Below are 20,761 nucleotides of genomic sequence, written 5' to 3'. Positions count from 1 at the left end.
GCCGGGTCCTCCCGCTCGGTCCCGGACGGCTATAGCGGCCTCCGGAGGTGGAGCACCTACGCTGGGACCCCGTGCAGGTCCTTCCCCAGTCGAAGTGGCGTCCCCGCGCCGAGCGGCACGCCGCTGCCGTGGAGCAGCTGGCCGCCGACCGCCTCGCCCGCCGCGTCGAGGGCCGCAAGCACCCCGTCGACGACTTCCTCTGGGAGTACTACTCCCTGCGCCCCGCCCAGCTCTCCCGCTGGCACCCCGGACCCGGTATGGCGCTCGAGGGCGCCTCCGAGCGGGCGACGTGGTCGTTCTACCGCGTCACCGACGGGACCGACCGCGGCCCTGGAGGTGAGGGGCTGCCCGGTGGGACGGCATACCTCGACCTGGACGCCTTCCGGGACCGGCGCGGGCAGACCCTCGACTTCGTCCGGGAGCTGCTGACCGCGACGCTGTCCCGGCCCGGCCGGTTCGGCTGCTTCGGGCTGCACGAGTGGGCGATGGTCTACCGCGCCGACGAGGGGCAGGTCCGGCACCAGGGCTGGCCCCTGCGCCTGGGGGCGGAGGGCACCGACGCGGTCGTGGAGTCGCACCAGATCGGCTGCTCGCACTTCGACGCGTACCGCTTCTTCACCCCGCAGGCCGCCCCGCGCAACACGCTCTCACCCACCCGTGAGGGCCAGGTCGCGACGGAACAGCCCGGGTGTCTGCACGCGGGGATGGACCTCTACAAGTGGTGCTACAAGCTCTCCCCGCTCGTGCCGAGCGAGCTGACCCTGCGTGCCTTCGTCCTGGCCAGGGACATCCGGGAGCTGGACATGCGCGCCGCCCCCTACGACCTGCGCGAGCTCGGCTACGAGCCGGTGCGGATCGAGACGCCGCAGGGCAAGGCGGAGTATGTCGAGGCGCAGCGCGCCTTCACCGTGCGGAGCAACGCCCTGCGGCGTGAGCTGCTGGACGTGCTGGACCTCGGCATAGACCTCGCCGCGCCGGACGCTCCGGACGCTCCGGACGCTCAGGACGCTCAGGACGCTCAGGACGCGAACGTCGGTCAGACCAGCTGGTAGAGCCAGCCGTGCCGGTCCTCGGCCCGGCCGTACTGGATGTCGAGCAGCTCCTGGCGGAGCTCCATGGTGAGCGTGTGCTCCTGTGGCATGTCGAGCTCGCCGCCGTTCCAGGCCAGCTTGCCGACCGGGGTGATGACCGCCGCGGTGCCGCAGGCGAAGACCTCGACGATCTCGCCGGAGGCCACGCCCTCGCGCCACTCGTCGATGCTGAACCGGCGCTCCTCCACGACGTGGCCGCGCTCGCGCGCCAGGTCCAGCAGGGACGCGCGGGTGACTCCCGGCAGGATCGTGCCGGACAGTTCGGGGGTGACCACCCGGCCGTCGGCGTAGAGGAAGAACAGGTTCATCCCGCCCAGCTCCTCGACGTACCGGTGCTCGACCGCGTCGAGGAAGACGACCTGGTCGCAGCCGTTCTCGATGCCCTCCGCCTGGCTGGCCAGGGAGGCGGCATAGTTGCCGCCGGTCTTGGCGGAGCCGGTCCCGCCGGGGGCGGCGCGGACGTACTGGTCGCTGACCCAGAGGCTGACCGGCGTGAGGCCGCCGGCGAAGTAGGAGCCGGCCGGGGAGGCGATCACTGAGAACAGGTAGCGGTTGGAGGGGCGCACCCCGAGCGCCTCCTCGGTGGCGATCATGAACGGGCGCAGGTAGAGCGAGGTCTCCCCGGTGCCGGCCGGCGGCACCCAGCCCTCGTCGGTCTGCACCAGCGCCCGGATCGCGTCGAGGAAGATGGTCGGCGGCAGCTCGGGCATCGCCATCCGGCGGGCCGAGGCGTTGAACCGCTCGGCGTTGCGTTCGGGGCGGAAGGTCCAGACCGAGCCGTCGTCGTGCCGGTAGGCCTTCATCCCCTCGAAGATCTCCTGGGCGTAGTGGAAGACCGCCGCGGAGGGCTCCAGCGGGATCGGGCCGTACGGCACCACCCGGGCGTCGTGCCAGCCCTGATCGCGGTCCCACTCGACCAGCACCATGTGCTCGGTGAACAGAGAACCGAACCCCGGGCTCTCCAGCAGCTGGGAGATCTCGTCGGCGCCGGTACGGTCGCTGCGCAGGCTGATCTCGAAGGGCGTGGGCGACGACGTCTGTGTCATGCACGTCAGGTTACCGTCCACGTCATGCGACTCGTGACCGGTGTCACCGGCCACGCGGAGCTCAGCGGATCCAGCTCATCATCGCCCGGACCCGCTGGCCGACACGCTCCAGCGGGTGCGCCGCCCGGGCCGCCTCCCGACGGGAACGGACCCCGTCCAGGGGCTGCTCGCCCGGGTGCCCGTCCGGTCCGTGCTGGGCGGCGAGCCCGGCGACGTAGATCTGGTCCACGCGGGTCTTGAGGTCGTGCACGACCGCGAGGTAGGCGACCTCCTCCTCGACGCCCTGCGCCACCAGCTCGTCGAAGGCCTCGGTCAGGGCCTGCAGCAGGGGCCGGTGCACCCGCTGCTCCGACACCTGCTGGGCCAGCGCCTGGTGCTCCAGGGTGGTGACCACCGCACCCGAGCGCAGCGCACCCATGGCTGCGGCGTATGCCGTCAGGGTCGCCCACGCCGCGCCGGACTGGTCCCTCGCCACGGCGACCAGCGCCGGGCTGCCGCGTCCGTCGAGGTACTCCTCGCGGACCCGGTCCCCGTCACCGACGGCCGCGAGCATCGCCAGGTCGACCCCGTCGGGCACCGGTGGCGGCGCGTCTGCCCCGGTGACGATGACCAGGTCGCCGGGCTCGGTGTGCTCGGCCAGGAGGTCACGCAGGTCCTGCTCGGTGAGCCCTGGGACGGCACCGTCCTCCGGCGCGATCAGCACGATGTCGCTGGCGGCGACGGCCTGCGCGGGGGTGAGCACCATGAGGCCGTCGAGCTCGGCCCGGGCCGCGGCCCTGCTGTCGGGGTCGATGCCCACCCGCACGTCCACGCCGCTGTCGCGCAGGTTCAGCGCGTGCGCCGCCGCCATCGCGTCATACCCCAGCACCGCCACCTGGCGGTCCTGGAGCAGGGTCAGGTCGGCGGACTCCGGGTCCAGCAGGCTGCTCACTCCCCCAGCCTACGAAAGTCGCCCCTGACACCGACCAGTGGAGGGACCCAGGCTCGGGCAGGAGGTCTGGGCACCGCGGGACCAGCATCACGGGCGCCGAGCCCTGGCCGGACCGCGTCGAACGCTGCACTGGTGGTCGAGCGCTGCACCGTGGTCCAGTGCTGCACCGTGGTCGAGTGCTGCACCCATGCACGCAGGAGCGCCGAAACGCGTGCATGACCACAGCATTCGGTGATGTGCCAGCACGGCCACGTGGGGAGACCCCCAGCCCTGACGCGGGAGCCGCCGGACCCACCTACCGTCCGCCTGTGGAAAACCTCTGGTCCGGTCCGTCGCGATCGGCAGGCTGGGGGTATGGGGTTCGATGAGCATCGGCCGTTCACCTACCGGCAGGGACGGGAGGCGGGGATCAGCCGCCGGACGTTGGAGTCGGCGCGCTACCGACGTCTGCTCTGCAACGTCTACATCAGCGCAGAGGCGCGGATAGACCCGCTGGTCGAGGCGGAGGCCGCGGTGCTTGCCGCGCAGCCAGGGGCTTTCGCCTCCCTGCACACCGCCGCCCGGTTGTGGGGCGGCATCGTCCCGCACAGCCACCTGGCTCACGTGAGCGTCCCTGCAGGTCGAGGTCGCAAGCAGCGGGCAGACCTGCGGACCGGATCGTCGTCGCGGACCCCGGTGCGCTTCAGGGGCGTGCCGACCACCTCACCCGTGGACACCTTCATGGACCTCGCCGCCCACCTCAACCTGCTCGACCTCGTCATCCTCGGCGACAGCCTGGTCAAGAAGCGGCGGGTGACCCCCGCGGAACTGGTCGAGACGACGGAACAGGCCACCGGTCGTGGTGTAGGGCTGGCGCGCAGGGCGGCGGGGTTGGTGCGGATCGGGGTTGACTCACCGATGGAGACCCGCTCGCGCATGCTGCGGGTGCTTTCGGGGTTGCCGGAGCTCGAGACGGACATCCGCTTCCACTGGCCCAACGGCGATCTCCGCCGACGTATCGACGCCGGCGACCGCGCGACCAGGAGCGGGATCGAGTATGACGGCCGCCACCACGTCGAGCGGGTCGCGCAGTGGGAGTCGGACGTGCTGCGCAGGGAGGAGCTCGAGAACGAGGAGTGGCGCATCATGACGCTGGTGAGCCAGGACATCTTCGTCCACCCGGGCGCGACCATCGAGCGGATGGCAACGATGCTCGCCAGCCGTGGGGTCCGGGTGGGGCCGCGCAAGGACGAGTGGCGGCGCTACTTCCCCGGCCGCGACCGGGCGGTGGCCAGCTGAGAGGGCACCCGGCCGAAAGTCCCAGGTGGCCGAGGGGCGCAGGCTCCAGAGGGTCTCGAGCGGCTCGCCGAACGGGAACCCACCGAGTGCCGCACCTATGCACGCGATCTGGCGGATCTGCGTGCATATCCGCAGCATTCGATCGTTCACCGTGCCTGACCGGCCTACCGCAGGAAGAGGGCGCGCAGGCGGACCGTCGTCAGCCACAGGCCGAGGGCGGTCATGCCCGCGAAGTAGCCGACATGCACGAGCGTGGCGCCGGTGAGGTGGCCGACCGACAGCTGGCGCATGAGCTCGACCCCGTGCCACAGCGGCATCGCCATGACCAGCCACTGGACCACCTCGGGGTAGACGGTGATCGGGTAGAGGGTGGCCGAGAAGAGGAACATCGGCAGCATGAGGAAGTTGATCAGGTCCATCTGCTGGAAGCTCGTCAGATAGCTGGTGACCGCCATCCCGAGGGCCGCGAAACCGAAGGCGATCAGCACCGCGACGGGCACCATCGCCAGCGCCCACCACGAGGTGACCAGACCCATGGCCGCGAGCACGCCGAGGAAGCCCAGCGCGTAGACGAAGCCGCGGAAGAGCGCCATCAGGATCTCGCCCAGCGCCACGTCCAGCGGCCCGAGCGAGGTCTGCAGCATGGCCTGGTAGAGCTTGGCGAAGCGCAGCTTGAAGAAGACGTTCCAGGTCGAGTCGTAGATCGCGCCGTTCATCGCCGAGGTCGCCAGCAGCGCCGGCGCGATGTAGGCGGCGTAGGTGATCGGTGCGCCGCCCGGTCCCTCCACCTCGCCGACGAGCATCCCCATACCGACACCCATCGCGAGCAGGTAGAAGACGGGCTCGAAGAAGCCGGAGACCAGGATCAGCCAGTTCTGGTTGCGGATGACGGTGAAGCCGCGCTCCAGGACGGCCCGTACGTTGCCCGAGGACAACGACGCCAACCCGGCGGGTATGCGGTGTGGCCGGGCGGCCAGCGCTCGCGCCTCCCCGGCCGCCGGGGTCTGCTGCGTGCTCATGCGCCCAGCCTCCGCCGGTAGACCCGGACGCCGGCGACCAGGCCGCCGACGATGCAGGCGAGCAGGAAGACCAGGTGCACGGCCATCAGCCACGGGTCGACCTCGGCGCCGTAGGAGGCGACCCTGGCCAGCTGCGTCCCGTGCCAGACGGGGCTGATCCACCCGATCCACTGCAGGTAGACCGGCATCACGCTGAGGGGGAAGAAGGTCCCGGCGAAGAGGAACATCGGCATGACGACGAACCGCTGCACGAACGAGAACTGGAAGCCCTCGTCCTTGACCGTGGCGGCATAGGCCTGCAGCAGCGCACCGAAGGCCATCGCCGCGAGCACCCCGATCGGCACCAGGAGCAGCGAGGTCAGCACCTGCGTGGAGGCACCGAACGCCTGCATGACGGCCCAGAAGATCGCCGACTGGAGGGTGAACCGGATCGCGACGGCGGTGAAGTGCCCCACGGCGATCTGCCCGGCCGAGACCGGGCTGGCAGCAGGCCCGTAGTAGAGCCGCTGCCACTTGAACCCGCTCATCACCGGGTAGGTCATCTCGCCGCTCACCGACATCACCACCGTCGAGACGAGCAGCGCGGGCGCGACGAAGGTCAGGTAGTCGACGTCGTCGACCGTGCCCACACCGCCGCTGACCAGCGAGGCGAGCCCGATGCCCATGGCGACCAGGTAGAGCACCGGCTGACCGACGGCGTAGAAGGCGATCGGCACGGCATACGCGCGCATGCCGCGCAGGTAGGCCTCGGCGTAGTACCACCAGCCGAACCGGCGGGCGCGCTGCGCCATCTGGGCGTGCGGCGGGATGCGCCCGGAGTAGGCGAGCGACGTGGGGTCGGGCTCGGTCATGGGCGTGGAGGCACCAGGGGTGGAGGCACCAGGGGTGGAGGTGCCCGGAGTGGTGGCTGGTCGCTCAGTCAATGAGCGACCTCCCGGTCAGCCGGAGGAAGACGTCCTCCAGCGAGCTGCGGCGCACCAGCGAGGTCACCGGGTGCAGGTCGCGGCGGCCGATCTCCTCCAGCGCGGCCTCGCCGTCGTGGGTGTAGATGAGGATCCGGTCCGGCAGCACCTCGTTGCGCTCGCCCACGCCCTCGAGCCGGTCGACGACCCGGGCGTTGCGGTCGGAGCCGAAACGGACCTCGACCACCTCGCGGGTGGAGTAGTCGCGGATCAGCTCGCGGGGTGAGCCCTCGGCCATGATCGCGCCGTGGTCGACGACGATGAGCCGGTCGCACAGCTGCTCGGCCTCGTCCATGAAGTGGGTGGTCACCACCAGCGTGGTCCCGGCCTCCTTGAGCCGGAAGAGGCGGTCCCAGAGGGTATGCCGTGCCTGTGGGTCCAGCCCGGTGGTGGGCTCGTCCAGGAGCAGGATGCGCGGCTCGTTGACCAGCCCTCGGGCGATGGTGAGGCGGCGCTTCATCCCGCCGGAGAGGTTGGTGACCTTCTCCTTGGCCTTGGCCTGCAGCTGGGCGAACTCCAGCAGCTCCTCGGCCTTGGGCACGAGGTAGGAACGGGGCAGGCCGAAGTAGCGGCCGTACATGATGATGTTCTCCCGGACGCGCAGCTCCTCGTCCAGGTTGTCCTGCTGCGGGATCACGCCCAGGTGGGCGCGGACCTCGGGCCCGTGGGTGCCCGGGTCCAGCCCCAGGACCTGGAGCTGGCCGCCGGAGCGGTCCAGCGTCCCGCCGATCATCCGCATCGTCGTGGACTTGCCGGCGCCGTTGGGGCCGAGCAGGCCGAAGCTCTCCCCGGGCTGGACCTCGAAGTCGATGCCGTCCACGGCGGTGAAGTCGCCGTAGGTCTTGCTCAGCCCCGTGGCCGAGATCACGGGTGCCCCGCTGGTCTGCGTCACGGACGTGAACTCTAGGCCTCGCCTCCGACAGACCCAAACCGTATTCCCGCCCGTGCGAACGGGCGGGAAGGGCTCGGGACGGGTGGGACGACGAAGGGCCGGGGCGACGTACGCCCCGGCCCTCCGCTCGATCGATCTAGCGATCAGTCGCTGATGTGCTCAGCTCAGTCGTTCCAGATGTCCTCGATCTCGTTCACGACGTCCTCGGACACCGCGACGGACCCACCGAGAACGACGATGCGCTCGGGGTTGAGGCGCTCGAGCTCGTCCGCAGTCACGCTGGAGAGACGGTCCTGCTTGGTCAGCAGCACCGGGACACCCTCGTAACCGGCGAGCGAGGAGCCCGCCAGCGCGTCCGGGTAGTTCTGACCCGAGGCGATGTAGACCACGGACGCGTCGGCGTCGTGGACCTGGGAGATCGCCACCGCCGTGGCGTAGCGGTCTTCACCGGCGAGCCGGTCGACCTCGCCGAACTCGCCCAGCGCGGTCTCGACGTCGTCGCTGATCGCGACCGAGCCACCGAGGATGACGACGTTGGCGGGAGCCAGCGTCTCCAGGGCCTCCTGCGCGGCGGAGTGCAGCTCGTCCTGACGGGTCAGGATGACGGGAGCGTTCTCCATACCGGCCCGGGCAGCGCCGGCCAGGGCGTCTGCGTAGGCGCGGTCATCGCCGGACGCGACGTAGACGGTGTCGACGTCGTCAAACATCAGCGCCAGGTTGGCGGCTGTCTCGTACCGGTTGGCACCCTCGACGCGGGAGACCTCGCCGTACTCGCCCAGATCCTCCGCGACGTCGGCGTTGATCGCGCCCTCGCCACCGAGAATGATGATGTTGCTGGGCTCCAACGCGTCCAGCGCGGCAACGGTCTCGTCCATCAGCTCGTCGTTGCGGGTCAGCAGCACCGGGGCGGGGTCACCGTCCGGCGTGTTCTGCGTGCCGAGGACGCCCTGCGGCAGCAGGCCGCTGGCGGCCGGGGCGGAACCGGCGAGCGCGTCGGCGAAGCCCTGACCGGAGGCGACGTAGACGGTGTCGACACCCTCGGGGAAGAGGGCGGAGACACCGGCGGCGGTGCCGTAACGGTCAGCGCCGTAGACCCGGTCGATCTCCGGGCCGGGCTCCGGCTCGGGCTCGACGTCGGCGACGGCGCCGCGGGCGACGACCGGGATCTCGACGACGGTCTCGCCGGCGGTCCAGGAGATGTCACCCTCCTGCCAGGCGTCGGCAGCCGCGCCGGTGTTGGCCACCGTGATGGTGACCTCGGCGGAACCGCCGGCCGGGACGGTGACGCTGGCCGGGCTGACCTCGACCTGCAGGGTCTCCGGGCCCTCGTAGGCCGCGGTGAAGGTGGCCTCGGCGTCACCGGGGTTGGTGACGGTGCGGGTCACGGTCGTCGGGGTGGTCCCCAGCGCCGGGACGACCACGTAGGCGGTGTTCAGCTCGTAGCCGTTGGCCGGGTCGGCCAGGAAGGCGTCCCAGTCGGCCTCGGTCGAGTCGAAGACCAGGCCGGGGGACAGGAAGCTGCGCGGCTCGACGAAGCCCGTGCCACCCTCGAACGCCGCGTTGCTCTCGGCGTCGGTGTAGTCACGCGCGGAGGTCTGCATCGCGGACTTGACCGCCATCGGCGACCAGTCCGGGTTCTCACCGGCGAGCAGGGCGCCCAGGCCGGCCACGTGCGGGCTGGCCATCGAGGTGCCGGACAGGTAGGCCCAGTTGGGCGTGCCGTCCTCGCTGTAGATCGCGGCCAGGACCTCGACGCCGGGGGCGCCCAGGTCGGGCTTGAGGACCGTCTGCTCCTCGTCCGCCACGGCGACCGGGCCGGGGTTGGAGAAGGGAGCGATCACCGGGGCGTCGTCACCGCGGTGGGTGGCGGCGCCGACCGTGGTCATCCACGGGCCGATGTGGTTGGCCGTGCCACCCTCCTCGCCCTCGTTGCCCGAGGCTGCGGCCACGAAGACGCCTGCCGCAGTGGCGTTCTTGAACGCCATGTCGACGGGGTTGTTGTAGAGGGTCGGGTCGCCGCTGATGGAGAAGTTCAGCACGTCGACGCCGTCGGCCAGAGCCTGGTCGATGGCGGCGACGGAGTCCTCGTCGAAGCAGCCGTTACGCACGCCGCCCTCGTACTCGAAGTCCCAGCAGACCTTGTAGCTGGACAGGTGGGCACCCGGCGCCATACCGGCCATGTCGAACTGCTCGCCGCCACCGGTCACGGTGATCTCGCGACCGGCAGCCGTGCCGGCCACGTGGCTTCCGTGACCGTTGTTGTCGATCGGGTTCACGGCCTCTTCGGCCTCGAAGCCGGCGGCGCGCAGGCCCTCGACGTGGTAGGTCGCACCGATGATCTTGCCGTTGCAGGCGTCGGCCGGCAGGCCCCCGTCCTCGCCGGGCTCGCACTCGCCCGCCCAGCCCTCGGGCGCGTCCGGCATGCCCTCACCGGAGAAGGAGGGGTTGTCGTAGGCGATGCCGGTGTCGATGACGCCGACGACCATGCCACGGCCGGCCTCCATCGGTCCGCCGACCTGCTCCCAGACGCCACCCTCGCCGCGCAGCCCCAGGAAGTCCGGGGACTCCTCGGTGGCGGGAACGTTCACGCCGTCGGGCAGCTGGTAGGTCTCGCCCTCCGAGAGGGTGCGCATCTTGCTCGGCGTCACCGAGACCACGTCGCCGCGGGCAGCCAGAGCGGCGGCCTGCTCACCGGTCAGCTTCGCGGAGAAGCCGTTCAGCGCGACGGTGTAGTTGTGGGTCGCCTCGGCCTCGACGGAGGCGAGGGCCGCGGCCTGCTGGGAGAGCAGGCGCTCGGTGTGCGAGATCGCCGTCGCGGAGGTGGTGTCCACCTTCGAGGTCGCCGAGCCGGCGGTGGCCGGGAAGGTGGCGAGCGGCTGGTCCTTCAGGACGACGATGTAGCTGCCGTCCTCGAAGGCGTCGTTCGCGGTGATCGGTGCGGCGGGTGCCGCTCCGCCGACCGCGTGCGCGGCCGGCAGGACGCCGGCGACCAGGCTGAGCCCGGCCGCGAGCGCAAGGGCGCGGGAGACACCCTTCTTCTTCTGATGCTGCACTGTTGTACCCCGTTCAGTGTCGTGGCGCCGCAAGCAGGACGGGATGTCCCCCGTTGGCGCTGGTGAAGTGTGCGACGGCCCCCGTGGACGTCGCGCTATGACCGTACCTCACCTGAACTCAGACTGAAGGGTGGGGCGTCAGCACCTCTCTGCCCGGCCGGTGTGCAGGGCCAGGAGACGCGATTCTCCGGTCGGCAGCCCGGCCCAGTCCCCGGTCACCTGCAGCACGCCGGCGGTCGCCGTCGGGAAGCCTCTGGCGAGCCGCCGACCGGTCTCGCCCGCGGACGCACGGTCCGACAGCTCCGCCGCGGTGGTGGACATCACCGGCTCGTGACCCACCACCCAGAGCACCCCTGTGCCGTCCGGCACCTCGCGGACCGCGGCCAGGACCCCGTCGGTGCCGCCGTCGTAGACCCGACGCTCGGACCACACCCGCTCCGCACCCCACGCGTCGTCACCCAGTGCCCCCCGCAGCGCCTCCCACGTCTGCTGCGCCCGCTCGGCGGTCGAGACCAGGACGTGGTCGGGCCGCAGCCCTTGCTGCGCGAGCCATGCACCGAGCCGGGACGCGTCAGCCACCCCCTGCGCCGTGAGGACCCGCTCGTGGTCCCCGCGCAGATCGGCGTCCGCAGCCTGCGCGTGCCGGACCAGGACCAGTCGGTGGCTCATGGTCCCGGACCCTAGCCGCGCCCTGCGGGCTACGGCACGACGAGGTGCTGCAGGCGCCCGGTGTCCCGGTATGCGGTGAGCTGGCTGTGCAGGTAGCGCGCCATCCGCGGCATCGAGGCCGGCGAGGCTCCGCCGACGTGCGGCACGACGAGCACGCCGGGGGTGGACCACAGGGGATGCCCGTCGGGCAACGGTTCGGGGTCGGTGACGTCCAGCGCGGCGCGAAGCCGCCCGGAGGCGCACTCGGCCATTAGCGCATCGGTGTCGACCACCCCGCCGCGGGCGACGTTGACGACGAGGGCGCCCTCGGGCATGGACGCCAGTGCCTCCCTCCCGACCAGTCCGGCGGTCCGCTCGGTGAGCGGCACGCTGATGGCCAGGACGTCGGCACGCGGCAGCAGCTCGGGCAGCCGGTCGATGCCGTGCACCCGGTCGACCAGGTCGTCCCCCGGCTTGTCCGTGCTCGCCACGGCGAGCACCTCGCACTCGCTGGCCAGCAGGCGCCGGGTCAGCGCCCGCCCGATCCCGCCGTACCCCAGCACCAGGACGGTGGAGTCGGCCAGCGAGCGCCACGGCATACCCCCCGGCGTCGAGCGGTCCCAGGTCTGCGCCTGCTGGGCGAGCACGTGCTTGGGCAGGTACCGCTGGGCAGCAAGCATCAACGTCAGCGCCAGCTCGGCGGTCGCGGTGTCGTGCACCCCGACCGCGTTGGCCAGGGCGACCCCGGCCGGCAGGGAGGGCAGCGCGTGCTCGTAGCCGGCGGAGGAGAGCACGACCGCGCGCAGCCCGGGGACCTCGTCGAGGCGCTCCAGCCACGGCCCGGCGATCATCGGCAGCGCCAAGACGTCGACGTCCACGCCCCCGCCGGGGACCGTGCCGGTGTCGCGCGGGTCGTAGAAGCGCACCTCGACGCCCGTCAGCGGCTCCAGCAGGTCACGCAGCTCCTCCGGGACGGCTGCGACCATAGGTCCGGGGCGAGGGTCTGAGCCGGCGATGGCGCTCAGCCCTCGACCTCGAGCGTGGCCAGGATCAGCTCGCGCGCGCGCGCGGCGTCAGCCTGTCCGCGCATCTGCTTCATCACCTGGCCGATGAGGGCACCGACCGCCTGGACCTTGCCGCCCCGGATCCGCTCGACCACGTCGGGGTTGGCCTCGAGCACTGTGTCGACCGCGGCCTGCAGGGCCGAGTCGTCCTGGACCAGCTCCAACCCTCGGGCGTCCGCGACCTCGGTCGGCGTGCCCTCGCCGGCGACGACGCCCTCGAGCACCTGCCGGGCCATCGAGTCGTTGAGGCGACCGGCGCCGACCAGCGAGTCCAGCTCGGCGATGTCGGCCGGCGTGACGCCGAGGTCGGTGACGGCCACGCCGTCGGCGTTGGCGCGGCGGGCGAGCTCACCGGACCACCACTTGCGCGCGGCGGCCGGCGTGGACCCCGCGGCGACGGTGTCCTGGATGACCTCGATGGCACCGGCGTTGACGACGTCGCGCATCTCCAGGTCGGAGAAGCCCCAGGCGGCCTGCAGCCGGCGGCGGCGTTCGGCCGGCGGCTCGGGCAGGGTCGCGCCCAGCCGCTCGACGTCCTCGCGGCTGGGGGCCACAGGGACGAGGTCGGGCTCGGGGAAGTAGCGGTAGTCGTCGGCGTCGGACTTGGGCCGCCCGGCGGTCGTGATGCCGGTGTCCTCGTGCCAGTGCCGGGTCTCCTGGAAGACCTCCTCCCCGGCGTCGAGGATCGCCGCGTGCCGGGTGATCTCGTAGCGGACGGCGCGCTCCACCGAGCGCAGGGAGTTGACGTTCTTGGTCTCGGTCCGTGTGCCGAGGACCTCGGAGCCGACGGGCATGAGGGAGACGTTGGCGTCGCAGCGGATGTTGCCCTGCTCCATCCGCCCGTGCGTCACGTCGAGGGCCAGCAGCAGGTCGCGCAGCGCCGCGACGTAGGCGCGGGCCACCTCGGGAGCGCGGTCACCGGCGCCCAGCATCGGCTTGGTGACGATCTCGATGAGCGGGATGCCGGCCCGGTTGTAGTCGACGACCGAGTAGTCGGCGCCATGTATACGACTGCTGCGGCCGTCCGCCTGTATGTGGGTGGACTTGCCGGTGTCCTCCTCCATGTGCGCGCGTTCGATCTCCACGCGGAAGGTGAAGGCGGGCTCGCCCTTCTCGTTGGCGGGGACCTCGACGTCCAGCCAGCCGTCGAAGGCGATGGGCTCGTCGTACTGCGAGGTCTGGAAGTTCTTCGGCATGTCGGGGTAGAAGTAGTTCTTCCGCGCGAAGCGGCACCACTCGGCGATGGAGCAGTTGAGCGCCAGGCCGATCCGGATCGCCGACTCGACCGCTGCCGCGTTGACGACCGGCAGGGCGCCGGGCAGGCCGAGGCAGACGGGGCAGGTCTGGGTGTTGGGCTCGGCCCCGAAACCGGTGGCGCACCCGCAGAACATCTTGGTGGCGGTGCTGAGCTCGACGTGGACCTCGAGGCCCGTGACCGGCTCGTACCGCTCGAGCGCCTGCTCGTAGGGGACGGTGTCCTCCTGGTGGACGGGGCGGGTGGAGAGCGTCATGACCTCACCTCGATCTCGGGAGCCTTCTCGAAGACGTAGCCGCCCTGGGCCTGCCGGAGGGCCTCCTCCAGGGCGGCGCCCACGGCATACAGACGCTGGTCCTCCATGGCGGGGGCGAGGATCTGGACGCCGACGGGCAGCCCGTCCTCCTCGGCCAGGCCGGAGGGGATGGACATGCCGGGGACGCCGGCCAGGTTGGCGGGGATGGTGGCGATGTCGTTGAGGTACATCGCCATGGGGTCCTGCATCTTGTCGCCGATGCGGAAGGCGGTGGTCGGCGCGGTCGGGCTGACCAGGACGTCGGCCTGCTCGAAGGCGGCCTGGAAGTCCCGGGCGATGAGGGTGCGGACCTTCTGGGCCTGGCCGTAGTAGGCGTCGTAGTAGCCGCTGGACAACGCGTAGGTGCCCAGGATGATGCGGCGCTTGACCTCGTCGCCGAAGGCGTCGTCGCGGCTGGCGGCCATCACCTGCTCGGCGCTGGGGCTGCCCTCCGGGGTGGTGCGGGCGCCGTAGCGCATGGCGTCGTAGCGGGCCAGGTTGGAGCTGGCCTCCGAGGGCAGGATGAGGTAGTAGGCCGCCATCGCGTAGACGAAGTGGGGGCAGGACACCTCCACGACCGTGGCGCCCAGCTCACGGAGCTGGTCCAGGGCCTCCTCGAAGCGCTGGATGACGCCGGGCTGGAAGGCCGAGCCCTCCCCGGTGTCGCCGATCTCCCGGACGACGCCGACCCGAAGACCGGTCAGGTCGCGGGTCCCGGTCGCGGCGGCGACCACGGGGGGGACGGGTGCGTCGATGCTGGTGGAGTCCAGGGGGTCGTGCCCGCCGAGCACCTCGTGCAGCAGCGCCGCGTCGGCGACGGTGCGGGCGCAGGGGCCGATCTGGTCCAGCGAGGAGGCCAGGGCGATGACGCCGTAGCGGCTCACCCCGCCGTAGGTCGGCTTGACGCCGACCGTCCCGGTGACGGCGCCGGGCTGGCGGATCGAGCCGCCGGTGTCGGAGCCGATCGCGAGGGGCGCCAGGAAGCCGGCAACCGCGGCGGCCGATCCCCCGCCGGAGCCGCCGGGTATGCGGTCCAGGTCCCAGGGGTTGCGGGTCGGCCCGAAGGCGGAGTGCTCGGTGGAGGAGCCCATCGCGAACTCGTCCATGTTGGTCTTGCCGAGGATCGGCATCCGGGCGTCACGCAGCCTGGCGACGATGGTCGCGTCGTAGGGCGGGACGAAGTCGGCCAGCATCCGGCTGCCGGCGGTGGTGGTCAGCCCCCTGGTGCAGGCGATGTCCTTGACCGCGACGGGCACGCCCGCCAGCCGGGGCAGCTCCTCGCCGCGGGCGCGGGCCTCGTCGACCTCGCGGGCGGTGGCCAGGGCGCCGTCGGCGTCGACGAGCAGGAAGGCGTTGAGGCTGGGGTTGACTGCCTCGATGCGGTCCAGGTGGGCCTGGGTCAGCTCCACGGAGGTCACCTCGCCCGCGGCGAGGGCGTCGGCCATCTGCAGGGCGGTGAGCCGGGTCAGGTCACCGGTGGTGTTGCCAGCGGTCGTCATGCCGGTGCTCTCCATCCTCACTCCTCGTCCAGGATGCGCGGGACGCCGAACCGGCCGTCCTCCGCCGCGGGCGCGTTGGCCAGCGCGTCCTCCTGGGACAGGCTGGGCCGCACCTCGTCGGACCGGGTGACGTTGACCAGGGGCAGGGGGTGGGACATCGGCGGCACGTCGTCGGCGGCGACCTCGTTGACCTGGCCGACCCAGTCGACGATCTGGTCGAGCTGGCCGGCGAGGCGGTCGAGCTCGTGGTCCTCGAGCTGGATGCGAGCCAGCATGGCGACGTGCGCGACGTCGTCGCGCGAGAGGTTGGACATGCGGGCCAGTCTAGGTGCCGCCGGAGGCCGTTCCGGTCGCTGCCCCGGCCACCCTGGTTGACACCGGGGTGAGCATGGAGCGGTGAGCCGGAGCCTGACCAGCATCCCCGACGCGGACGACCTGCGCGCTCTCGCCCGCAGCTCGCCGTGGCGGTTCCGCACCCTGCACTGGACGCACCGGCGGGCTCCCTTCGAGCGGCCGGCCGAGGTGACCACGCGGGTCGAGGCCTGGCTGCGCCGGCCGTGGCAGCTCACCACCCGGCACGAGGGTCGGGTAGGCAGGGAGACCGAGCCGCCCTACACCAGCACCGTCTGGGCCTCGCGCCCGCGCACGCCACCCACGGAGGTCGAACCGGTCCGGCGGCCTGACGGCTTGGTGCTGGAGCGGCCCAGTTCCTTCGTCGTCGACTACGACGACCCGATGGCGCTGGACGACACCTGATGGGCCTGCGCTTCGTCAACGACCTGCACGAGGTCGACGGGGAGCTCAGACCTCCGACAGCCGGTCCTTGACCAGCGCGGGGTCGGGGTTGGTGTGCGGCGTGCCGTCGATGACGACGGTCGGCACGACCTCGTTACCGTCGTTGACGCTGCGCACGAAGGCGGCGGCCTCCTCGTCCTGCCAGATGTTGACCCAGACGGCCTTGTCGCCCCCGGCCCCGAGCGAGGACTTCAGGCGGGCGCAGTAGCCGCACCCGGGGCGCCAGTAGATGACGACGGGACGATCGGTGTCGGACATGGCCAAGACCTCCTGATGGGTGGTGGTACGGCCGCCGCGGAAGGGGGAGAGCCACCAGACGAGCAGCAGCCCGATGACGAGATAGGCAGCGGCCAGGCCGTAGTCGCCGTCGCGGACCGCAGAGCCGGTGACGACCGCCACCAGGGCGAGCATCGGGATCCACAGCCAGCGCATCAGGTCAGTCTGTCAGGTCTCGTCGGGGCTGCCGGTCTGAAGCAGGCGCACGAACTGGGCCTCGTCGAGGACCGGGACGCCGAGCTCCTCGGCCTTGTCCGCCTTGGACCCGGCGTTGGCGCCGACCACGACGTAGTCGGTCTTCTTGCTCACCGAGCCGGACGCCTTGCCGCCGCGGCTGATGATCGCCTCCTTGGACTCGTCACGGGAGAACCCTTCCAGGGAGCCGGTGACCACGACAGTCAGGCCCTCCAGGGTGCGCTCCACGGACTCGTCGCGCTCGTCGGCCATGCGGACGCCGTCGACGGCCCACCGCTCGACGATCTCGGCGTGCCAGTCGACCGCGAACCACTCCTTGACCGACTCGGCGATCACCTGGCCCACGCCCTCGGTGGCGGCCAGCTGCTCCAGAGACGCGGACCGGATGGCGTCCATCGAGACGAACTCGGTGGCCAGGGCGCGCGCCGCGGTCGGGCCGACGTGCCGGATCGACAGGGCCACCAGCACCCGCCACAGCGGCTGGCGCTTGGCCTGCTCCAGGTTGTCCACCAGCTTCTGCCCGTTGGCGGAGAGCACGCGGCCGTCCACGACGGCGTCCTCGGGGTCGGTCTTCTTCGCCGCGCGGGTGTAGATCGGCACCGTGGCCACGTCCTTCGCCGTGAGCGAGAACAGGGTGGCCTCGTTGGTCAGCACGCCCGCGTCCAGCAGTGCGTTGACCCCCTCCGACCCCAGCGCCTCGATGTCGAACGCACCGCGGGAGGCCAGCGAGTAGAGCCGCTCACGCAGCTGCGCAGGGCACTCCTTGGCGTTGGGGCAGCGCCAGTCCTTGTCGCCCTCCTTCTGCGGGCGCAGCTCGGTGCCGCACGAGGGGCAGTGGGTGGGCATGACGAAGGTCCGCTCGGAGCCGTCGCGCAGGTCCACGACGGGCCCGAGGATCTCGGGGATGACGTCACCGGCCTTGCGCAGCACGACGGTGTCGCCGATGAGGACGCCCTTGCGCTCGACCTCGTACTGGTTGTGCAGGGTGGCCCGCTCCACGGTCGAGCCGGCCACGAGCACCGGCTCCATCAGGCCCCACGGAGTCACCCGGCCGGTCCGGCCGACGTCGACCCGGATGTCGAGGAGCTTGGTGGTGACCTCCTCGGGCGGGTACTTGTAGGCGATCGCCCACCGGGGGGCTCGGGAGGTGGACCCGAGCCGGCGTTGGACCGCGACCTCGTCGACCTTGACGACGACCCCGTCCAGCTCGTGCTCGACGTCGTGCCGGTGCTCGCCGTAGTAGGTGGCGTAGTCCCGGACCTGGTCCATGGACGAGAGCACCGTGGCCCGGTCGGAGACCGGCAGCCCCCAGGCTGCCAGCAGCTCGTACGCCTGGGACTGGCGGGTGATCTCGAAGCCCTCCCGGGCACCGATGCCGTGCACGAGCATCCGCAGGCCGCGCTGGGCGGTGATGCGGGGGTCCTTCTGCCGCAGCGAGCCGGCTGCGGTGTTGCGGGGGTTGGCGTAGGGGGCCTTGCCCGCCTCGACCAGCGCGGCGTTGATCTCCTCGAAGGCGCTGACCGGCAGGAAGACCTCGCCCCGCACCTCGACCAGCCGGGGCACGGGCACCGGCTCGACCTCCTCGGCCCCGCCCTCGACCACGGCGGCCTCCTCAGCCACCCCCTCGGCCTGCTGCTGCTCCGGCGCCCGCAGCTGGAGCGGTACCCCCTCGATGGTGCGTACGTTGAGGGTGACGTCCTCGCCCGTCCGCCCGTCGCCCCGGGTGAGGGCCCGGACCAGCCGGCCGTCCTCGTACAGCAGGTTGACGGCCAGTCCGTCGATCTTCAGCTCGCACAGGTAGTGCACCGCGGCGCCCCCGGCGTCTCGCTCCACCCGCTCGGCCCAGGCGTCCAGCTCCTCCAGGCTGAAGGCGTTGTCGAGGCTGAGCATCCGCTCCAGGTGGTCGACCGCCGTGAACTCGGTGGAGAAGGTGCCGCCCACCACCTGCGTCGGGCTGTCCGGCACCCGCAGCCCCGGGTGCTCCTCCTCCAAGGCCTGCAGCTCGCGCAGGAGGGTGTCGAACTCCGCGTCGCTGACGGTGGGAGCGTCCTTGACGTAGTAGGCGAACTGGTGCTGACGAATGCGCTCGACGAGGTCGGTCCAGGAGTGCCTGGCCTGCTCCGGCACGTCGTCCTCGACCGGGCTGGGGGTGGTGGACGCGGTGCCGTCCGGGCTGCTCTGGCTCACCGCCCCATCTTGGCAAAGATCTCCGACAGGCCCTCGCCCGACCGGAGGGGTCCGTCGCTATGGGTGTTCGGCGCGCCCGGGAGGTCTGCCGGTGGGACTGTTGAGACGGGAGTTGTTCACACCACCCAGGAGGAACTCATGGCCACCCGACCCACCACCACGACCAGCACCAGATCCCGAGGCCCCCACCAGTACCTGGCCCTGGCGATCGGCATCGTCTTCACCCTGGTGGGGATCGCCGGCTTCTTCGTGACCGGCTTCGAGGGGTTCACCGAGCATGACCACGACCAGACCCTGGTCGGGTTTGCGGTCAACCCCCTCCACAACGTCGTCCACATCATCATCGGCGTCGCCGGCCTGGTCCTGTGGAGCACCGACGCCCGCGCCCGCCTGTACGGCTGGCTGCTCGCCATCGGCTACGGCGCCACGTTCATCTACGGACTCTTCGCGGTCGACAACTCCGACCTGAATTTCCTGAACCTGAACTGGGCCGACAACTGGCTGCACCTGGCCAGCACCGTCGCCGGTCTGGCCATCGCCCTCTGGCCGCGGGACAAGGACGGGGACCGCCGCCACGACCGCGACGTCGCCCGCTGATCAGGCGCTGGCCCCGGCCAGCCACTCAGCGGCGCGCACCGTCGCGACAGTCGTCCTCCGGGCGGTATCGGGAGTGAGCCCCGCCAGGCCGCAGGGGACCGTGACGCCGAGGCGGTTCAGGTCGGCCAGCGGCAGCCCCAGCTCCCGCCAGGTACGAACCAGATCCTCCAGCCGCGTGCGCTGATCACGCCGTTCCTTCCGTTCCTGCCCTCGAGGTCGTCCACTGGTCGCGTCGGCTCCCCCCTCGACCGGCAGGACGCCGGCCCACAACGACATACCCCCGTCCAGCAGGGCGCCCACGGCCTCCCAGCCCCGCCGGTCGAGCAGCGTCACGTCCAGGCTCACGGCGTCCGCCCCCGCCTGCTGGAACACCTCCACCGGCACGCCGGCCGCGCAGGAATGGGCCACGACCCGAACAGCCCCGGCGGTCCGCGCGCCCTCGACGGTGCGCGCCAGCAGCTGCACCAGCTCCTCGGCCTCGGGGGTGCGCAGCACCCGCAGACCCGACTCGGAGCGGATGTGCCCCTGCCGCACGGCGGTCAGCGAGGGCTCGTCCACCTGCAGGACCAGCTGCGCCCCCGGGACCAGCGAACGCACCTGGCGCAGATGGGTGCCGACCCCCTCGGCGAGGGAGTCGGCGAGGTCGCGGGTGGCGCCCGGATCGCCGAGCACCTTGTCACCGAGCGACTTCCACAGCGCGGCCGCCATCGTCCACGGGCCGACGACCTGCACCTTGAGCGGGCCGGCATAACCGTCGAAGACCTCGGCCAGCTCATCGAGGTCCTGGCGCCACAGCGACCGCGCCCGTTCGGCGTCCCTCCCGGGCCGGTCGACGAGTCGCCAGCCCTGCGGTTGCAGGTCGACCGGCAGGTCGACCAGGAGCTGGGCCGTGCGACCGATCATGTCGGCCCCCGGACCCCGGGCCGGGAGCTCGGGCAGGTAGGGCAGGGCCGCGACACCGTCGGGCGCCGCGTCGGGGGCCAGCTCTCCCCGCACCACGCGCAACGCCTCGCGCACATCGTGGCCCGGCCAGGAGCCGATGCCCGTGGCGACCACCCCTGCAGGAAGAAGCTCGGACTGCGACCCGGTTGTCACTGCGCTCCCCCGTCTCAGCGGCGAGCGCGGGCGGAGAAGAAGGCGTTGGACTCCGGACGCCAGAGCAGCACCACGACCGCCAGGGCGATGAGGCCCGTGAGGACCGACAGCACCAACGGCAGCGCCTCCGTCGTGGCCCCGGGGACCAGGGCGGGCGCGAGCAGACCGAGCAGCGTGACCACCACGCCCAGGACACCCAAGATGGTGGCCCCGATCCGGGCCCAGCCGATCCCCTTGCCGTTGAGCCAGCCCAGGAGGGCCCAGAGGACGGTCCCGACCACCGCGAAGATGATCCCGGTGATCGTGCCCAGCTGCAGTGCGGCGTCGAGCGAGGCCTCGTCGGCGGCCTGACCGGCCGCCTCGAGCTGGTCGCGCAACGTCTCGCGCAGGACGTCCTGGTCGGTGAACAGGCCGAGCAGCCCGCTGATCAGCGTGAGCGCGGCGCCGCCGTACATCAGCTTCTCCGCCAGCGCGACGCTGCCAGGCTTGGCAGCCGTCGGGGCCTGGGTCCCGTAGCCCTCGCTCGGCATACCGGGTGCGGGCTGGTAGCTCATGGTGTGTGGTGTTCCTTCGTCGGCGGATC

The 20,761-nt window shown here is 71.6% G+C and carries 19 protein-coding genes; 4 read left to right on the top strand and 15 right to left on the bottom strand.

What is annotated here, in order from left to right; translation table 11 throughout:
• Window positions 1-71: 71 nt before the first annotated feature.
• Window positions 72-1,052, top strand: a complete 981-nt coding sequence (locus tag ESZ52_RS03930) for a 3-methyladenine DNA glycosylase (RefSeq protein WP_238154347.1) — start codon at window positions 72-74, stop codon at window positions 1,050-1,052.
• Here the strand turns inward: ESZ52_RS03930 and ESZ52_RS03925 are convergent.
• Both ESZ52_RS03925 and ESZ52_RS03920 read right to left on the bottom strand, forming a co-directional pair.
• Window positions 1,037-2,137 (bottom strand): branched-chain amino acid aminotransferase, encoded by a 1,101-nt coding sequence (locus tag ESZ52_RS03925; protein WP_131103788.1) that lies wholly within the window; start codon window positions 2,135-2,137, stop codon window positions 1,037-1,039. The two genes, ESZ52_RS03930 and ESZ52_RS03925, sit on opposite strands and share 16 nt — an antisense overlap.
• A 61-nt stretch (window positions 2,138-2,198) precedes the next feature.
• The gene (locus ESZ52_RS03920) at window positions 2,199-3,068 is read right to left on the bottom strand and encodes a ketol-acid reductoisomerase (protein WP_131103787.1); all 870 of its coding nucleotides are present in this window, start codon (window positions 3,066-3,068) and stop codon (window positions 2,199-2,201) included.
• A gap of 354 nt (window positions 3,069-3,422) precedes the next feature.
• On the opposite strand from ESZ52_RS03920, the gene ESZ52_RS03915 reads away from it, so the two are divergent.
• The gene (locus tag ESZ52_RS03915) at window positions 3,423-4,346 is read left to right on the top strand and encodes a hypothetical protein (RefSeq protein ID WP_131103786.1); all 924 of its coding nucleotides are present in this window, start codon (window positions 3,423-3,425) and stop codon (window positions 4,344-4,346) included.
• A 164-nt stretch (window positions 4,347-4,510) separates the two neighbouring features.
• On the opposite strand, the gene ESZ52_RS03910 is transcribed toward ESZ52_RS03915, so the two are convergent.
• The 9 genes from ESZ52_RS03910 to gatC form a co-directional block, all read right to left on the bottom strand.
• Window positions 4,511-5,365 (bottom strand): ABC transporter permease, encoded by an 855-nt coding sequence (locus ESZ52_RS03910; RefSeq protein WP_131103785.1) that lies wholly within the window; start codon window positions 5,363-5,365, stop codon window positions 4,511-4,513.
• Window positions 5,362-6,216 (bottom strand): ABC transporter permease, encoded by an 855-nt coding sequence (locus ESZ52_RS03905; RefSeq protein WP_131103784.1) that lies wholly within the window; start codon window positions 6,214-6,216, stop codon window positions 5,362-5,364. Before ESZ52_RS03905 ends, ESZ52_RS03910 begins: the two co-directional genes overlap by 4 nt.
• A gap of 64 nt (window positions 6,217-6,280) precedes the next feature.
• A complete protein-coding gene (locus tag ESZ52_RS03900) occupies window positions 6,281-7,219 on the bottom strand; it encodes an ABC transporter ATP-binding protein (protein ID WP_131103783.1) in 939 nt (312 codons plus the stop codon).
• A gap of 164 nt (window positions 7,220-7,383) precedes the next feature.
• On the bottom strand, window positions 7,384-10,272 hold the full coding sequence (locus ESZ52_RS03895) for a cell wall-binding repeat-containing protein (RefSeq protein ID WP_131103782.1): 2,889 nt from the start codon (window positions 10,270-10,272) through the stop codon (window positions 7,384-7,386).
• A 138-nt stretch (window positions 10,273-10,410) separates the two neighbouring features.
• Complete coding sequence (locus tag ESZ52_RS03890; protein WP_131103781.1) at window positions 10,411-10,941, bottom strand: SixA phosphatase family protein; 531 nt, start codon at window positions 10,939-10,941, stop codon at window positions 10,411-10,413.
• Window positions 10,942-10,970: 29 nt separating this feature from the next.
• The gene (locus ESZ52_RS03885) at window positions 10,971-11,906 is read right to left on the bottom strand and encodes a 2-hydroxyacid dehydrogenase (protein WP_131103780.1); all 936 of its coding nucleotides are present in this window, start codon (window positions 11,904-11,906) and stop codon (window positions 10,971-10,973) included.
• 35 nt (window positions 11,907-11,941) lie between these two features.
• Entirely contained in the window at window positions 11,942-13,495 is a 1,554-nt protein-coding gene (gatB, locus tag ESZ52_RS03880) for an Asp-tRNA(Asn)/Glu-tRNA(Gln) amidotransferase subunit GatB (RefSeq protein WP_131103779.1), read from the bottom strand.
• The gene (gene gatA / locus ESZ52_RS03875; protein ID WP_238154346.1) at window positions 13,492-15,048 is read right to left on the bottom strand and encodes an Asp-tRNA(Asn)/Glu-tRNA(Gln) amidotransferase subunit GatA; all 1,557 of its coding nucleotides are present in this window, start codon (window positions 15,046-15,048) and stop codon (window positions 13,492-13,494) included. Before gatA ends, gatB begins: the two co-directional genes overlap by 4 nt.
• Before the next feature lie 2 nt (window positions 15,049-15,050).
• Window positions 15,051-15,347: an Asp-tRNA(Asn)/Glu-tRNA(Gln) amidotransferase subunit GatC gene (gatC, locus tag ESZ52_RS03870; protein WP_131103778.1), complete on the bottom strand. Its 297-nt coding sequence runs from the start codon at window positions 15,345-15,347 to the stop codon at window positions 15,051-15,053.
• Window positions 15,348-15,429: 82 nt separating this feature from the next.
• Here gatC and ESZ52_RS03865 point away from each other — a divergent pair, with 82 nt between their 5' ends.
• Window positions 15,430-15,789, top strand: a complete 360-nt coding sequence (locus ESZ52_RS03865) for a hypothetical protein (RefSeq protein WP_131103777.1) — start codon at window positions 15,430-15,432, stop codon at window positions 15,787-15,789.
• A gap of 45 nt (window positions 15,790-15,834) precedes the next feature.
• Here the strand turns inward: ESZ52_RS03865 and ESZ52_RS20070 are convergent, their stop codons facing one another.
• Together ESZ52_RS20070 and ligA are read right to left on the bottom strand one after the other, a co-directional pair.
• Window positions 15,835-16,260: a glutaredoxin domain-containing protein gene (locus tag ESZ52_RS20070; RefSeq protein WP_425600032.1), complete on the bottom strand. Its 426-nt coding sequence runs from the start codon at window positions 16,258-16,260 to the stop codon at window positions 15,835-15,837.
• Window positions 16,261-16,272: 12 nt separating this feature from the next.
• Window positions 16,273-18,486, bottom strand: coding sequence for an NAD-dependent DNA ligase LigA (gene ligA, locus ESZ52_RS03855; protein ID WP_131103776.1), 2,214 nt, complete (start codon window positions 18,484-18,486; stop codon window positions 16,273-16,275).
• A 138-nt stretch (window positions 18,487-18,624) separates the two neighbouring features.
• Between ligA and ESZ52_RS03850 the strand changes: the two genes are divergently transcribed.
• Entirely contained in the window at window positions 18,625-19,083 is a 459-nt protein-coding gene (locus tag ESZ52_RS03850; RefSeq protein WP_131103775.1) for a DUF4383 domain-containing protein, read from the top strand.
• Here ESZ52_RS03850 and ESZ52_RS03845 read toward each other — a convergent pair whose 3' ends face one another.
• Together ESZ52_RS03845 and ESZ52_RS03840 are read right to left on the bottom strand one after the other, a co-directional pair.
• Window positions 19,084-20,139 carry a uroporphyrinogen decarboxylase/cobalamine-independent methonine synthase family protein gene (locus ESZ52_RS03845; protein WP_131103774.1) on the bottom strand — a complete coding sequence of 352 codons (1,056 nt, stop codon included), beginning with the start codon at window positions 20,137-20,139 and terminating at the stop codon, window positions 19,084-19,086.
• Window positions 20,140-20,192: 53 nt separating this feature from the next.
• Window positions 20,193-20,732 carry a hypothetical protein gene (locus ESZ52_RS03840; RefSeq protein WP_131103773.1) on the bottom strand — a complete coding sequence of 180 codons (540 nt, stop codon included), beginning with the start codon at window positions 20,730-20,732 and terminating at the stop codon, window positions 20,193-20,195.
• Window positions 20,733-20,761: the final 29 nt, after the last annotated feature.

The organism is Ornithinimicrobium sufpigmenti (assembly GCF_004322775.1).
Classification (GTDB): domain Bacteria; phylum Actinomycetota; class Actinomycetes; order Actinomycetales; family Dermatophilaceae; genus Ornithinicoccus; species Ornithinicoccus sufpigmenti.
Note: the sequence above shows the minus strand (reverse complement) of the source record. Positions and strands in the feature narration are given on the sequence as shown.